We start from the raw sequence: 14,322 nt of genomic DNA, 5'->3' as shown, positions 1-14,322 counted from the left end.
CGTCATTCGGGCTTGCGGAAATCGTTGTCCACCCAGGCCTGCGCGCTGGTCTTGCTGAACTTGAATCCCGCCGAAACGCGCACTTGCGCCAGCACCCCGCCGAACATGTCGAGCGCCTTCAGGTCCGCGTAAGGATCGTCCTCGTCGGGCACGATATCCAGCGTCACCGTCACATCTTCGCCGTTCGCGCGAACCATCACATCCTTGTGAAGCATGGCGTGGCGCTGCTGCTCGTGGCGGCGCAGTACTTCGGACGCCGTCTTGATCAGCGTGCGAAATGCGTTCGGATCGAGCGGCTTGGGATTCTTCTTGTCGCGGCCCATGGTCCACGGACCCGTCAACGCCGGTTCGACTTCTCCATCCTTGATCATCTCGACGGCCCAGCCGTCGTCGTCTTCATTTTTGATCACACGGGCGGTCCACCCGTCATCGCGCCACAGGCGTGGTTCGTGGATGGTGTTGTCTTCGTCGGCGTGGAGGTCTTGATCGGAATCGGATACGGTCATGGAGCAAAGTTCGGTTTGAGTGGCTTGAAACACGCGCTTCGTTGCGGGGGCGTTGCAAACGTCGCGGCGCGCTGTCGATGTGACGAATTTTAACTGCAAGAAGCGGCAGCATCGTCGAAAATGCCTGAACGCTGGCCGATTGGTCTACGGCACCTGTGTGCCGGCGTGCCCGGATCTTCCGGGGACAATCGCCAACACTACGGAGGATTTACGATGCTTTCACTCATTGGCACCATTATCGTCGGCGGCATCATCGGGTTGATTGCCCGTGCGATCAAACCCGGCAACGACAGCATGGGCTGGATCATGACAATCGTGCTCGGTATTGCCGGGTCGCTGATTGCGGGCTACGCAGGCCGCGCGATGGGGTGGTATCAGGAAGGACAACCGGCGGGCTGGATCGCGTCCATCATCGGTGCAATCATTCTGCTGGTGATTTGGGGGCTGGTGACCAAACGCCGGGCCTGACCGGCTTCCAAAGCATAAGGGGCTGTTGCGGCGAAAGCTGCAACAGCCCTTTGCTTGCGCTATGCACTCATTCCCGATTTCAGGAACAGCACATGGCGCGGCGCGAAGTGCGTATATAACGGCAAGATTGCGCCGCCCATGGCGCGGGCATCGGCGCCAATTTCGCCCTCTACGAGTCGCGGGCGCAACATGCCTTGCCAGTCGAATGCATCGAGCGCAATGTTCGTGCGGCTCAAAACCTCCCGCAACAATCCACGATCCAGTTCGCCGTCGATCACGATGGCATCGAGATCGACCAGCGCCGCCGCGGATGCAATCGCCGAAGCCAGCGCGGGACATGCATCGTGGAGCCACGCTTCGCAAAGCGGCCACAATTCGGCTGAAAGTGCACGCTGGTCGTGTGCGGCATCGGCGGGAAATCCTGCTTCCGTAAAACGCTTCTCAAGAACATAGATCGAAGCCACGTTCAGCAATTGCGGCGCGCCTTCGGACCTGACCGGAAACGATCCCACAGCACCGGCGTTGCCCTTGGGCCCGGCATGCAGGCGTCCATCGATAACGAGACCGCCGCCAATGAACGTGCCGATAAAAACGTACAAGAAATCGCGCAATCCGCGCCCTTGACCCATCAGCAATTCGGCGGCGCACGCGGCGGTCGTGTCCTTCGCGAATTCAACGGGCAATGGCGTGAGCGCCTGCACGCGCGCGCGGATATCGATCTCGTTCCATGCGGCGAAAACGTCAGGCGGGGTATCGAAGAAGGTACGCCAGCCGCCCAGCCACAACGGCGCCGCCACCCCTATGCCGACCACTTTGGCGGCGTCCCCGGCGAGTGCGAGCATCGTTGCGTCGAGTTTGTCTGCAAGCAGTGCGAAGACCGTGCGCGGATCGGGATACGCATAGCCGATGGTCTCGCGCGCATGCACCTGGCCCGAGAAATCCATGGTCAGCACATCGAGACTGCGCCGGCCCACTTTCACTCCGATGGAAAACGCGCCGTCCGCGCGCAGCGAGATGGGCACCGACGGCTGCCCCATACGCCCTTGCACGCGCGTTCTCGGTTCACGCGCGAGCAGGCCGTCATCGATCAGACGATCCACGATCAACGACGTCGTCTGTGAACTCAAGCGCGTCAGCCGTGCAATATCCGACTTGGGCAGCGGGCCATGCACGCGCACTGCCTGCAACACGATGCGCTCGTTCATCTGCCGCATGCCGGCTGGCTTCGAGGCGCTTGCGGACGTGGACGAACTCATCGGGCTCAGGCAATCGCCTGGACATCGGCCTGTTTTGCGCCTGTCATGATCGCGACCGCCTCGGACATGTGGATGTCGCGCGTGTTGACGAGCGCCGCGCGCCGCCCGAGCCGCTGAATGTGGATACGGTCTGCGATCTCGAACACGTGCGGCATGTTGTGGCTGATGAGGATCACCGGCAAACCGCGATCGCGCACGCGCCGGATCAACTCCAGCACCATGTTCGATTCCTTCACGCCAAGCGCGGCCGTGGGTTCATCGAGGATCACGACGTGCCGCGCAAAGGCCGCGCTGCGCGCCACCGCAACGCCTTGCCGCTGGCCGCCGGAAAGCGTTTCGACCGCCTGTTTCATGGAGCGGATGCCGATCTGCAGTCCCTCCATATGCGCGATGGCTTCCTGCAGCATGCGGCGTTTATCAATCATCTTGAACACCGAGCCGAGCACGCCGGGGCGTCGCAGTTCGCGTCCGAGAAAGAGATTTTCCGCGATGCTCATCGCCGGCGCGACCGCCAGATCCTGGTACACGGTCTCGATGCCCTGCGCGCGGGCATCGAGCGGACTGCGGAAGTGGACCGGTTTTCCATCGAGCAGGATCTGGCCTTCATCCGGCACGAGCGCGCCCGACAGCGCCTTGATCAGCGATGACTTGCCCGCGCCGTTATCGCCGATGACCGCCATGATCTCGCCGGGGAGCAGTTCGAAGTCGACGCCATCGAGCGCGGTAACAGAGCCATAGCGCTTGATGACGCCGCGCGCTTCCAGTACGAGCTTGCGTGTGTCGTTCATGGCCATTACTCCTTAAGCGCGTGGACGCGCGAGCTTGTCAGCGGCGACCGCGAGAATCACCAGGATGCCGGTGATCAGGATTTGATAAACCGACGACACGCCGATCAGCGTCAGGCCGTTGCGGAACACGCCGACAATCAAGGCGCCCAGCAACGTACCGATGATCGTGCCGCGTCCACCAAAAAGACTCGTGCCGCCGAGCACGACCGCCGTGATGGAATCGAGATTCTCGGTTTGCCCGGCTTGCGGATCGCCCACGCCTGTTCGCGCAACCGACAATAACGCCGCGATTCCGTAGAAAAACCCCGCAAGCGTATAAACGGTGATCAGGATTTTCTGCGACGAAAGTCCCATCAGCCGCGCGGCTTCCGCGTTGTTGCCAAGCGCGTAGAGATGCCGGCCGGGCACGGTATCGCGTAACACGAACCACACGACGAGATACATCAGCAAGGTGAGCACGGTGCCATACGTGACTTCCGCGCCACCGAGGTGGAACGTGGTCCCGAAGAACATCATGGCGTCAGGCAGGTTCGTGACGCTCTCTGCATTCGAATAAACCTGCGTCAATGCAAACGCAATGTTGAGCGTCCCGAGCGTCACGATGAACGCGGGCAACTTGATCTTCGTGATCAGCGCACCATTGAGCAATCCGAACAATGCACTTGCCCCGACGCCGCAGACGATCGCGAGCACGGGCGGGATGCCAAGCGTCACGGCAAACTTGGTCATGATGATCGAGCCGAACGCCATTACCATGCCGCACGACAAATCGATACCGCCCGTCAGCACGATCAGCGTCTGCCCGATCGCAATCACGGCGACGACCATGGTCTGCTGAAGGATCAGCGAGATGTTTTGTATCGATAAAAAGCGGTTGCTTTGCCAGATGAAGAACGCGCACGCGATCACGAGCGCCGCAAGCGGACCGATATCCGTGATAGACGGCAAACGTTCGGCAAACGTTGCACGCCCGGCGGTGGGAGAGGTGGATTGCGTCATGATTCGGGACCTCGACAGCGACATCTTAAAGGCGCCTTCATGCAACGCCCGAGCACCGGGCGCTGCATGCGGCGTGGCGTCTTACTTGTTGCCCCAGCAGTTGTCCAGACCGAACTTCGTGTCCTTGCCGGTGACGCCTGACACGGGTTTGTCGGTAATCAGCGTGACGCCGGTATCGTGATAGCCCGTCGCTTTCTTGCCCGTCTTCGCGTAGTCGATTCCGGCCTGCACGCCTTGCGCCGCCATCACCAACGGATATTGCTGCGACGTCGCGGCGAAGTTGCCGGACTTCACATTGCGCACGCCTTCACATCCGCCGTCGATAGACACGATCATCACGCTCTTGTCCTTGCCCGCCGCCTTGAGCGCGCGATACGCGCCTGCCGCAGCCGGTTCGTTGATCGTGTAGACAAGGTTGATGTCGGGCACTTTCTGCAGGCAGTTTTCCATCGCCGTCTGACCCTTCGACTGATCGCCGCGCGTGTCCTGGCTGCACACAATCGACGGGTCGCCTTCCTTTACGCCGAAGCCCTGGAGGAAGCCGTTGTGGCGCAGCACGCCGACCGACACGCCCGGCGCGAGGTCCAGTGTGGCGATCTTCGCGGGCTTGCCGCCAAGCGATGCTTTCGCGTACTCGCCGATCAGCACGCCGGCCTTGAAGTTATCCGTGGCGAAAAGTGCGTCGGTTGCGTCTTGCGGTTCCGTGGGGGTATCGAGCGCGATCACGAGGATGCCTGCTGCGCGCGCTTTCTTGAGCGTCGGGACGATAGCCTTGGTGTCGCTCGGCGTGATCAGGATGGCCTTGACGCCGGCCGTGATCATGTTTTCTACCGCCGTCACCTGGCTCGCGTTGTCGCCGTCGAACTTGCCGCTGGCCGTGATGAGTTTCACACCGCCTTTGGTGGCGGCCTCTTCGGCGCCCTGTTTCATCTTGACGAAGAACGGGTTGGTCTCGGTCTTGGTAATCAGCCCAATGGAGATCTGGTCCGCGGCATACGTTGCGCTTGCGCTAAAAATGGATGCAACGGCCAAGCCAATAAAAGACGCCCGTGCGGCAGCACGCCGAAGATTTTTCATGTCTCGCTCCAATGTTTTTATGGGTTCGGCACTTCGGGAAAGAAGCGCTTCGAGCCCGTTCGTCGACTAAATCAATTGACTTTATTTAGTACAGCAGCGTGCGCCGTACAAGTCAAGAAGAGCCGGCTGGAGCGACGATACGCGGTGCAGCATTCGGAGAGAAGGAACCCGCGCGCTGCACTGCTGGGCTTGGGCAAGCACGGATTGTTGCGACGCGTCTACGTACAAACACTAGGCTCGCGAAAAAGCTCAACAATTAATTGTTTTCGGCTTTTTCTTCGGGGTATGGTTTACCAGCATTTTTGCCAACCTTATGGGTGTACCGCATCATGAGCGCACTAGAAGCCCTTCACGCCGTTGTCACCAGCGAAGACTCGCCCCAGATCATCCGCGACCACATCGTGGATGCGTTGCAGTTTGCGCTGCGAAACAAGCCGGGGTTCTTCACGACAAAGGAAGTGCAGTGGCTCGCGCAGTGGGACGACACGCGCATTCCAATTGCAGCAACCAAGATATTGAAAGAGATGAAGGTGGTCTGAGCGCTTTAATGCAGGCCGGCTTTGTCGACGAGATCAAACGAGAACGCAAGAGACTTGTCGCTGCCGGCAATCCGGTCAATAAACTCGAGCACGTCCGGGTCCTTCACAAAACTGGCAGCGGAAGCGGCGCTTAAAATAGCCCCGCTCTCTTGCGGCTTCGCGATCAGATATCCCTGCACATAATCCACGCCGATTTCCTTGAGCGCGCGCAGGGTATCGATATCCTCGACCCATTCCGCCACGCTGCGCATGCCCAGATTCCGGGCTAGCGCGACGATAGCCTCGACAATGGCGATATCGGCCGGATGTGCGCACATCGTGCGAATGAATTCGCCGTCTATCTTGAGTGCATCGGCGGAAAGATCCTTGAGATATTTGAACGACGTATAACCAGCGCCGAAATCATCGAGCGCGATCTTCCCGCCCATCTCGTGAACCCGTGCAATAAAGCGCTGCGTATTGCCGAGATCATGCAAGGCGACGCTCTCGGTAATCTCGAGACAAAGATAAGGCACGACATGCCGGTACCGCGCGAATAACGCGAAGGCATCTTCCATGAATTGCTCGTCGTTGAGCGATCCGCCGCTCAGGTTTACGCAGATAAACCGCGTGCTCTGCAGCGACGCCTGATGCTTCTCGACCCATTCGAGCAATGTGGCAAGGACCCATTTATCGATGGCCGCAATATTCCCCGATTCTTCCGCCGCGACGATAACCTTGCCCGCCGGCAAGGTCGCGCCATCGGGCGCGCGCATGCGCAACAGCACCTCGAAGTTCAGCGACTCCGTGGGTGCGGCGAGCGACATGATCGGCTGCATCACGAGAAACAATCCGGGTGGCAACCGGTTGCGTCCGAGTGTCTCGACGAGTTTCAGTTCTTCGGCCCGTTCCTCGAAGGCAGTTGCGCCCTTGCGATACGTCACCATGTGAACGCTCGAGCTTTTCTTGGCCTCGCGGCACGCCCGGTCAGCATGAGACAGCGCATCCTGCACACGCACGCCATGCGAACATTCCACGAGCCCAACGGACGCCTTGACCTGGAACGCACGGTTGCCGACCTGATATGGCGTGTCGCTCAACGCGCTGATCAGCCGCTGGCAACAGTCGACGGCTTCGTCTATCGACATGCGGCTCATCACGCACACAAATTCATCGCCGCCGATCCGTCCGAATGGAAAGCCGTTTGCGAACAGCGCGCGGGTCCGCGTGGCGACCTGCTTCAGGACTTCATCGCCGGCGCGATGTCCGAACAGATCGTTGACGAGCTTGAAACGATCCAGATCGACATAAGCAAGCGCCCACGACGACGCGTCCTCGCTCTGCGCGGCAATGGCCTTCTCCACACCACGGCGGTTTAGCGAACCCGTCAGCGGATCGTGCTCCGCGAGAAAGCGCAACCGTTCGATAGCCTTCGAACGTTCGGTCACATCCTGCAGCGATCCTTCAATCCACCCGTTCGAACGCGTGGCTTTCAGCAGGAAGCGCCGCTCGCCGCTGCCACGCGATTCGGCGCCGCCCATTTCGAGCTCGCCTTCACTGCCCTTCGATGCCAGCGCCTGCAGCGCCCCCCATGCGCCCGATTCGAAGTAGTCGTTCCAGTGCCGCACCTTGTACTCGGCTTTTTGCAGCGCGAGCATGGAGCGCAGCGCGGGGTTCGCGCGCACGAAGTGGCCGGCGGTATCGAGGGTAAAGAGCCCGATGGGCGTCACGTCGTAGGTGTTGCGCAACTCCGTCTGCGCCTGCCGGCGATGTTCCCGCTCGGCTCGCATCTGCTCGGCGATGGCAAACGCCGCCATCATGCTCGACGACAACGCCGCCATCACGGTGTTCACGCCCCCGACCAGCAGCTTGATGCCGAACGCCGCACCCATCACTTCGGAGAAGGTCGCAAACAGCACGATCGCAAGCGATCCCACGTACCACAGAACCGTGCGCGATCGCGTGAGCCACACCAGCCGCGCCAGCAGGAAAATCAGCACGGCTATGCCGAAGCCGGTGATCACCCAGAGCGTAGGGATGAACTTCGAATAAGGCAGCACGATGGCCGCGCCCAGCAGCACAAGCCCGACATACTGGATGATCTTCAAGAGCCACCTGTAGCCGATCACCTTCAGCTCGCGCCTGAACAGTGAGGCGAACAGCGCGGCGGTCAACAGGTAATACGCGGCGAATGTGAGTTGCCGCAGGCTTTGCATATAGTCCGGCGGAATCACGCGTCCCAGCCACTGCATGTCCCAACCCATCGCGTTCGCGCAAAGACGCAGGTTGCCGACGAGCCACACTGCGAAGATCACGTAGGTCCATTCGCGGTTGATCATCGCCGTGACGAAAACAAAGACGGCAAGCGTCAGCAGGCCGCCTGCGATCAACCCCGAGCTTTCCTGGAAATCGAGCGCCGCGCGGCGCAGCTCCGGACCACTCCAGCCAAACGCAGCGATCTGGGCAGGTCCGGAGAACGTGCCCCGGCACAGAATGCTTAATGGCTGCACCAGGTGGCCGAGATGAAGCGCGAACCCGGCCTTGACCGGCGAAAATTCGTTGGTGGTGTTGAGCCTGTCTGCAGTTCCAAGCGGCTGCAAGGTCGATGCGACCCAGCACGACAGCGTTTGCGCGTGCCGTGAAGGAAGTTCAGCATAGGTCGACTGCTCCGCGCTCATGTTGGGAACGGTGAATTCAAACCAGACGGGCTTCTCCGAGAGCTGGGTATTGAAGCGGTTGGTTGTCACAGCGCCGGACATACGCTGCAACGCCGTGGCCGGATCGAGCGTGCCCGCGGCATCTCTCACCACCTGCAAAGGCAGGGTGACGCCGCCCTTGGAATCGAATTGCTGCGTACCCCAGATCAGGGTCGCGATAGTAGCGAGGGCAATGAGCGTGGGGACAATATAAACAGCGAACGCGTACAGAAACCGATCGATATTCGACCCGGTATATCCGGACTTGGCCCGCGAAAATAAGGCAACCAACGCCATACCTGGATTTCCCCCGTGATGCATGACGCAAGCCGCGCCAGCAGTGGCGAAACAGCCATAAACGCCTGTCGGCGCATAGGTTGAATCGCCACCACCCTCTCTTGTGGCCTCGGCTGTCAAGCAGCCGGGCTATCTTCTATTACCTGCCATAAACAAGTTGCGACGCTTCCGGGCATCGTACCGGTTCCGGCCGGAAAGATAAATCCGGCAAATCCAAGTCGAGGTCCGGATGATCCGTATGCACCATGAACTGGAATAACGGATGCTTCGCTTCTTCCCAACGCCGCCGCGCCGCCATGACGTCCTTGGCAAGTACCCGGTGCGGTAATCCGCCGACATGCGCCATCGGCATGAATTGCCTTTCACCAAAGACATCTTCAAACAACATCGCTTCATATTCACGGTCAAGCGGTGAACGGGCGGTTATCACCATGTAGTCGACCAGTTGCTGCTCGCAATAAAGCCAGAGCGCCTTGCAGAGCATCACCTTGACGACCCTGCCCATACCACCGCCCGCAACGCCCAGTCGCGTTGCTTCCGCCAGCCGGCTTTTCCCCAGCCAGTCTGGAAGACGCACCGATTGTTCCAGCGCCAGCGGTGCGTATTCATTTGTTTGGATACGCATCGTGCCAACGGGCGCGCCGTCCAGTTTCGCCTCCGCCAGAAGCACCGCTACACCCGCTTCGCGATCGCAATCTTCAATGCCGAGTTTCTCGGCAAAGGATGGCAAATGCCGCGCATACGCGAGACGCCGGATATCGATGACTTTATCGAGATCGGCTGTTTCGCGGACTATCCTTATAGTAAACGGCATCGATTCACGTTTCCTGAGCGTTTGTACCGTTCGCTCGAGCGTCTCCATCCGGTTACCCCGTTCCAAACGATCACTGCTTAAAACACTGCTTTGGCCTGCATCGAGCTGTTCCATTTTTGTTACCCCATATTGGCGAGAAGGAGATGCCGCGATGCGTTTGACTTGATGCAAACAACACGCGCGACGATTTAAGTCTCGCCCAAAGGGAATTGATGCAGTGTCGAATGGAAGAGAAAACTTCAAAGATACTTAAAAAAACGACGCTTCCAAGGGTTTCTTGAATTCGCCCGCAGTTTTCACTCAAACGGTTTCGTAACACGAAAATCTATTTGGGAATGCAGCGCGGGTTTGGATTATCGGCATTCGACGAGGATGCGGGCGCGGAGAAAATGCACCGGCATCGTGCGAGTATTAAATACTAAATCGCCGGCGGGATTAAGTCCGGAGTGCAATCAGCGCCTTTGCAGCGACTAAATTACCGAACAGGAAAAAATGACTCGATACCGATTGCGGCGCTTAATGCCATACGAGCAGGAAGGAGTGTGGGTCATTAAAGCGATGTGATTGAATCCGGCGGACGACAGCGCGCCCGCCAGTGTAGAGATTCGCCTGCCTCAGTCTTCGTCGTCGAGCCAGGGAATATCCACGTCGGTGATGAACGCGACCATTGCGAGTGGACGCCCTTCCTGGCGGCCAATCTTGCCATCGGCGCGTTGCCACTCACAGCGGAACACGGTGGCGGGCGTGTCGGCCATCAACGTGACCGTGCGCAGTTCATCCGGGTCCGAATCCTCCACGGGACCGTCCAGCGATATCAAAAGTTGTTGCGGCCACATGCCGTCGACCGGATCGTAGATCTTGTCGCCGTCGTGGATCACGACAAACGCTTCCACGCCAATGGTCGCCGACGCTTCCACGATCATCTTGCCGAGCGCGCGCAGCACAGCGGTCGCGCGGCCTGAGTTGGCCTGACGGATCGCGAGATCGCCGCGGGTCAGCGCCTGCTCCAGTTTCGGATTGGTTTTCTGTTGGGCCATTGGGTTGCCTCCGTAACTTGATTACCGTTCGACGGGTACGGCCCGCCGAGAGTTGCAAGGCGGGATCGTACCATTCCCGTCCCAAATTTACCGCCTGGAATGCCTCACAGGAAACTTTTGGCCTGCCGCAAACCCTTGCCTGTCAACCTGCTGCAAGAGCACGCGCAAGAAACTCGCCGCCTGCCTTGAGCGCAGTCACGTTGCCGGGTTCGAAGGTCCAGTGGCCGGCTGCATCGACGATGGAAAGCTGCGCGCCGGGCCATGCATCTGCAAGCGCGAGCGCCTGGTCGGCGGGACACACCATGTCGAAGCGGCCATGCACGAGCACACACGGCAGATGCGCAATTCGGCCGATGCGCGGCAAAAGCGGCTCGGGCGGCAACTCCTGCGCCATGTAGTGATGTTCGAGCAGAGACATGGAGATGGCGGCGGCATTGGACTCGCGAGTTTCTTCGGGCGTGGCGGCAGGCTTCGCGGGATCGGCTTCCGGCGCTTCGGCTTTCGCCTCACCCTTCTGCGCCGGTTTGTTCACCACAGACAACGTCGCTTCGAATCCGGCCCATGCACGCGCGAGCTTGATGCCGGCATCGTCGAAACGGGCGAGCGGCGCGCCGGTAAGCGACAGGATTTCGGCCGAGTTCGACGGGCGCTCGCCGCTGGCGGTTTCGATCGCATCGAGAAACTTGCGATGGGCGTCGGGGAAGACGCGCTGCACGTCCCACAGGAACCAGTCGATGTCCTGCTGGCGCGCAAGAAAGATCCCGCGCAACAGAAATCCAAGGCAGCGTTCCGGATGCGTGACGCCGTAGCTCAACGCGAGCGTCGTGCCCCACGAGCCGCCGAAAAGCGCCCATTTTTCGATGCCGAGCAATACCCGCAGCTTTTCCATATCGCCGACCAGTTCCTTGGTGCCGTTATGTTCCAGCTTGCCGAAAGGCGTGGACTTGCCACAGCCGCGTTGATCGAAGAAGACCATCCGCCACTTCGATGCATCCAGCACATCGCCCCATTTGAGATTCATCGCGCCGCCCGGGCCGCCATGCACGATCAGCATTACGGGCGCACCCTCCGGGCCTTGCGCGCGCCAGTAGATCGAATGGCCATCGCCGACATCGAGCATGCCTTCATCGAAAGCCGGGGTCTTCACGGTCGATGAATCTTCCGGAACCTGAGTCTTCACTTCGTTGCCTGCGTCGTCCGTCATTGGAACTCCGTTGGAGAGATCACGCGTCTCTCGGTATCTGATTGAGCCGCAAGGCGGGATTTTGGAACCCGGGACACGAACCGCCGCACAAGCTATCCTTCGGGTTTCGTACGCGGGGTTGACTGGCGTCTGCATGTCTTGCGCAGGGTCGCGGCCACCTCGACGCCTGTTCGCCCATTCGCCTTATCGCCGGTTGCGGCGCTTGAGCCACGTTTTTACCATTGTCCAATACTTAATGCATCGAACCTTCGTCAAGTGGCTATTCGCGACCTACCTGCTTGGCAGCGGCACGGTGTGGTCCATCCTGATTCTGCCTTTGTTTCCGTTCGTCGGCCGCAGCGGCCGTTATTGGCTTGCAAAGCAATGGTGCCGTGCCATGGTCAAGATGATGCGCATGATTACCGGCGTGTCGTGTTCAGTGGAAGGACTCGAAAACCTCCCCGACGAGCCGTTCATCATGCTGTGCCGGCACGAATCGACCTGGGAAACGCTCGCATTCATGGCGCTGTTTCCGCGCCGCATCAGCTTCGTATTCAAGAGCGACCTCAAGCGTATTCCGTTCTTCGGCTGGGTGCTCAAAGGCCTCGACATGGTAAGTCTTGACCGCGGCTCACCGCGCCAGGCGCATCAGGCGGTCACGCGCGAATGCGCGGAAAAGCTCGCGCTTGGCGACGTCGTGGTGATCTTTCCGGAGGGCACGCGGGTCGCACATGACGCGCCGCTGAAGCTGGCATCGGGCGGGGTACGGCTTGCCTGTTCAACGCAAGTGCCTGCTGTGCCGGTCGTGCATAACGCGGGGAAATACTGGCCCGCGAAGGGCTGGCCGGATCAGCCCGGCCATATCCGCGTGATCGTCATGGCCCCGCTTCCCGCCGATTGCGTGGTGCCACAAGAGTTGAACCGGCTCGCTCAGGAGCGCATGGAAAAAGAGATGACGCGGCTTGCGTGAGCCCCGCTCTTTTTCAATAAGGCCGGCGGCGCTTTGCAGCGCAAAGCCGGTCTACCGCCGACAACAACGCTTCAATCTCGACAGGCTTTTGCAGATAGCCATCGTAATGAACGAAAGCCGGCGGATGCGGATGGCCCGAGATCATCAAGAACGGGATATGCGCCGTCGCCGAGTTGGTCTTCATGGTCTGGCAAAGCAGCGCGCCGCCGAGCCCCGGCATTTTCCAGTCCGATATCACGATGTCGACGAGGTTCTCTCCAAGCAACGCCAGTGCGCCGTTGCCGTCGAAGGCGGACAGCACCTTGCACTCCTCCGACTGCATGCAAAGGGTCCACGCTTCGATGGTCTCGGGATCGTCGTCGACGAGCAATACGGTTTTCATCGTGCTGGCGGCTTTGGTGGCGTCTTGTTGATTAGGTTCGGGCAAGTGAGACATCGCAAAGCAAGGTTTGGTTGCACGAAGATATCTTGCGCGCAGTTACAGTAAGGTTGCCTGTAGTCCATCGCAAGGCTGCTTCACGTGCATGCACCGCTTTACTCGAGCCACTTATATAGCTTTTATCGCACGTATGCTAATGGGGTTTTGCCGATGCCGCTCGCGCGGTAACAAGTGCCTGCAACACACGCTCCAGCAAGCTATTTCATACCGATACGCACCGCCTCGCGCTCACGCCCCGCGTCACGGATTGCATCGATAAGACCATCCAGCGCCGGCGATCTTGCACGGTCATGACGCAGGATGAGGCCGATGGGTTCATCGGCACCTGCGAAAGGCATGGGCAGACGCGCCAGCAACTTCAATGCAACGTCATGCTCGACTACGCTCGAAGGCACAAACCATACCGCGTCGTTGTGCAATGCAAGAGCGCGTCCAAGCGACACCGACAATGTCTCGATCAGCGAGCTCGATGCCTGGGCGCCGAAAGCCGTCAGCACGCTCTCGGCGGACTGGCGGATCAACGTGCCGAACGGTGGAACGACTATTGGAAAGCGTGCAAGCAAGCTCGCGGTTACATTGCTTTCGTGCACGAGCGGATGATCGTTGCGCACAACGACCGTCAGCGGTTCGCGATACAACTGCTCGAAGGTCATCCCGACCATGCCTTCGGGTTCGGAAAGCCGGCCGACGACCAGATCGGTATCGGCGGATTTGAGGCGTTCGAGCAACTGCCCGTTCGACCCGGTCCACACTTTCACCGATACCCCCGGCCACTGTGCCCGGAATGCCGCGAGCGTCGGCGGCAGCAAGGCGGGTGCAACCGTGGGCAGCACACTGAGCGAGACTGTTCCCGGATGCTCGACGCCATGACGCGACAACTCGTCCACACCCTCGCGCAGGGCGCCCACGCAAGCCGCGGCGTGGGGCGCGAACAGACGTCCTTCGCGCGTCGGCTCGGCGCCGCGCCGGCCGCGCTCGAACAATCGCACGCCTAGAATGGATTCCAGCTCGGCAATGGTCTTCGATACCGCCGGCTGCGTGATCGACAGGCTGTCCGCCGCGCGTTGAACGCTCCCGAACTGGGTCACGGCAAGAAAGCATTGCAGGTGCCGGAACTTGATCCGGCCGCTGGTCAGGCTGCCCAGTTCCGCAGCCGACGCAGCGCCAAGAGAGTATTCGTTATCCATGACGATCAGTTATGTCTGAATGCATAAAACGTCATTTTCCATAACTTCACCGCTTCGATAAAGTGTTGATTCACATTTTAAAAGCCG

14 protein-coding genes are annotated in these 14,322 nt (G+C 59.9%); 3 read left to right on the top strand and 11 right to left on the bottom strand.

The window, feature by feature from the left end:
• Positions 1 to 2: 2 nt before the first annotated feature.
• Complete coding sequence (locus AXG89_RS22005) at positions 3 to 506, bottom strand: hypothetical protein (protein ID WP_062002685.1); 504 nt, start codon at positions 504 to 506, stop codon at positions 3 to 5.
• Between the two features lie 213 nt (positions 507 to 719).
• Here AXG89_RS22005 and AXG89_RS22000 point away from each other — a divergent pair, with 213 nt between their 5' ends.
• Positions 720 to 974 carry a GlsB/YeaQ/YmgE family stress response membrane protein gene (locus AXG89_RS22000; protein WP_062002684.1) on the top strand — a complete coding sequence of 85 codons (255 nt, stop codon included), beginning with the start codon at positions 720 to 722 and terminating at the stop codon, positions 972 to 974.
• Between the two features lie 59 nt (positions 975 to 1,033).
• Here AXG89_RS22000 and AXG89_RS21995 read toward each other — a convergent pair whose 3' ends face one another.
• The 4 genes from AXG89_RS21995 to AXG89_RS21980 all read right to left on the bottom strand — a co-directional run bounded on the left by AXG89_RS21995 (position 1,034) and on the right by AXG89_RS21980 (position 5,094).
• Positions 1,034 to 2,230 carry an ROK family transcriptional regulator gene (locus AXG89_RS21995; RefSeq protein ID WP_062172403.1) on the bottom strand — a complete coding sequence of 399 codons (1,197 nt, stop codon included), beginning with the start codon at positions 2,228 to 2,230 and terminating at the stop codon, positions 1,034 to 1,036.
• Positions 2,231 to 2,235: 5 nt separating this feature from the next.
• Positions 2,236 to 3,018 carry an ATP-binding cassette domain-containing protein gene (locus AXG89_RS21990; RefSeq protein ID WP_172812020.1) on the bottom strand — a complete coding sequence of 261 codons (783 nt, stop codon included), beginning with the start codon at positions 3,016 to 3,018 and terminating at the stop codon, positions 2,236 to 2,238.
• A 12-nt stretch (positions 3,019 to 3,030) separates the two neighbouring features.
• Positions 3,031 to 4,017 carry an ABC transporter permease gene (locus tag AXG89_RS21985; RefSeq protein ID WP_062172402.1) on the bottom strand — a complete coding sequence of 329 codons (987 nt, stop codon included), beginning with the start codon at positions 4,015 to 4,017 and terminating at the stop codon, positions 3,031 to 3,033.
• Between the two features lie 81 nt (positions 4,018 to 4,098).
• On the bottom strand, positions 4,099 to 5,094 hold the full coding sequence (locus tag AXG89_RS21980) for a sugar ABC transporter substrate-binding protein (protein WP_062002680.1): 996 nt from the start codon (positions 5,092 to 5,094) through the stop codon (positions 4,099 to 4,101).
• A gap of 329 nt (positions 5,095 to 5,423) precedes the next feature.
• On the opposite strand from AXG89_RS21980, the gene AXG89_RS21975 reads away from it, so the two are divergent.
• Positions 5,424 to 5,633 carry a hypothetical protein gene (locus AXG89_RS21975; RefSeq protein WP_062002679.1) on the top strand — a complete coding sequence of 70 codons (210 nt, stop codon included), beginning with the start codon at positions 5,424 to 5,426 and terminating at the stop codon, positions 5,631 to 5,633.
• A gap of 5 nt (positions 5,634 to 5,638) precedes the next feature.
• Here AXG89_RS21975 and AXG89_RS21970 read toward each other — a convergent pair whose 3' ends face one another.
• From AXG89_RS21970 to pip, 4 genes are all read right to left on the bottom strand, one after another.
• Entirely contained in the window at positions 5,639 to 8,605 is a 2,967-nt protein-coding gene (locus AXG89_RS21970; protein WP_062172401.1) for an EAL domain-containing protein, read from the bottom strand.
• Positions 8,606 to 8,744: 139 nt separating this feature from the next.
• A complete protein-coding gene (locus tag AXG89_RS21965; protein ID WP_062002677.1) occupies positions 8,745 to 9,533 on the bottom strand; it encodes a hypothetical protein in 789 nt (262 codons plus the stop codon).
• Between the two features lie 500 nt (positions 9,534 to 10,033).
• The gene (locus AXG89_RS21960; protein WP_062002676.1) at positions 10,034 to 10,456 is read right to left on the bottom strand and encodes a hypothetical protein; all 423 of its coding nucleotides are present in this window, start codon (positions 10,454 to 10,456) and stop codon (positions 10,034 to 10,036) included.
• A 142-nt stretch (positions 10,457 to 10,598) separates the two neighbouring features.
• On the bottom strand, positions 10,599 to 11,660 hold the full coding sequence (pip, locus tag AXG89_RS21955; RefSeq protein ID WP_062172400.1) for a prolyl aminopeptidase: 1,062 nt from the start codon (positions 11,658 to 11,660) through the stop codon (positions 10,599 to 10,601).
• A gap of 235 nt (positions 11,661 to 11,895) precedes the next feature.
• Here pip and AXG89_RS21950 point away from each other — a divergent pair, with 235 nt between their 5' ends.
• On the top strand, positions 11,896 to 12,609 hold the full coding sequence (locus AXG89_RS21950) for a lysophospholipid acyltransferase family protein (protein ID WP_062002674.1): 714 nt from the start codon (positions 11,896 to 11,898) through the stop codon (positions 12,607 to 12,609).
• 13 nt (positions 12,610 to 12,622) lie between these two features.
• On the opposite strand, the gene AXG89_RS21945 is transcribed toward AXG89_RS21950, so the two are convergent.
• Positions 12,623 to 12,991: a response regulator gene (locus AXG89_RS21945; RefSeq protein WP_069638419.1), complete on the bottom strand. Its 369-nt coding sequence runs from the start codon at positions 12,989 to 12,991 to the stop codon at positions 12,623 to 12,625.
• A gap of 254 nt (positions 12,992 to 13,245) precedes the next feature.
• A complete protein-coding gene (gene pcaQ, locus AXG89_RS21940; protein ID WP_062172398.1) occupies positions 13,246 to 14,235 on the bottom strand; it encodes a pca operon transcription factor PcaQ in 990 nt (329 codons plus the stop codon).
• Positions 14,236 to 14,322: the final 87 nt, after the last annotated feature.

Source organism: Burkholderia sp. PAMC 26561 (genome assembly GCF_001557535.2).
In the GTDB taxonomy this organism is placed as follows: domain Bacteria; phylum Pseudomonadota; class Gammaproteobacteria; order Burkholderiales; family Burkholderiaceae; genus Caballeronia.
This window is presented reverse-complemented; position numbering and strand designations above follow the sequence as displayed.

Excerpts from the sequence above, each read along its gene's own strand:
- AXG89_RS21950 (WP_062002674.1), top strand. The coding sequence starts at position 11,896 with ATGCATCGAACCTTCGTCAAGTGGCTATTCGCGACCTACCTGCTTGGC.
- AXG89_RS21995 (WP_062172403.1), bottom strand. The coding sequence starts at position 2,230 with ATGAGTTCGTCCACGTCCGCAAGCGCCTCGAAGCCAGCCGGCATGCGG.
- pcaQ (WP_062172398.1), bottom strand. The coding sequence starts at position 14,235 with ATGGATAACGAATACTCTCTTGGCGCTGCGTCGGCTGCGGAACTGGGC.
- AXG89_RS21985 (WP_062172402.1), bottom strand. The coding sequence starts at position 4,017 with ATGACGCAATCCACCTCTCCCACCGCCGGGCGTGCAACGTTTGCCGAA.
- AXG89_RS21990 (WP_172812020.1), bottom strand. The coding sequence starts at position 3,018 with ATGAACGACACACGCAAGCTCGTACTGGAAGCGCGCGGCGTCATCAAG.
- AXG89_RS21980 (WP_062002680.1), bottom strand. The coding sequence starts at position 5,094 with ATGAAAAATCTTCGGCGTGCTGCCGCACGGGCGTCTTTTATTGGCTTG.
- AXG89_RS22005 (WP_062002685.1), bottom strand. The coding sequence starts at position 506 with ATGACCGTATCCGATTCCGATCAAGACCTCCACGCCGACGAAGACAAC.
- AXG89_RS21975 (WP_062002679.1), top strand. The coding sequence starts at position 5,424 with ATGAGCGCACTAGAAGCCCTTCACGCCGTTGTCACCAGCGAAGACTCG.
- AXG89_RS21945 (WP_069638419.1), bottom strand. The coding sequence starts at position 12,991 with ATGAAAACCGTATTGCTCGTCGACGACGATCCCGAGACCATCGAAGCG.
- AXG89_RS21960 (WP_062002676.1), bottom strand. The coding sequence starts at position 10,456 with ATGGCCCAACAGAAAACCAATCCGAAACTGGAGCAGGCGCTGACCCGC.
- AXG89_RS22000 (WP_062002684.1), top strand. The coding sequence starts at position 720 with ATGCTTTCACTCATTGGCACCATTATCGTCGGCGGCATCATCGGGTTG.
- pip (WP_062172400.1), bottom strand. The coding sequence starts at position 11,660 with ATGACGGACGACGCAGGCAACGAAGTGAAGACTCAGGTTCCGGAAGAT.
- AXG89_RS21965 (WP_062002677.1), bottom strand. The coding sequence starts at position 9,533 with ATGGAACAGCTCGATGCAGGCCAAAGCAGTGTTTTAAGCAGTGATCGT.
- AXG89_RS21970 (WP_062172401.1), bottom strand. The coding sequence starts at position 8,605 with ATGGCGTTGGTTGCCTTATTTTCGCGGGCCAAGTCCGGATATACCGGG.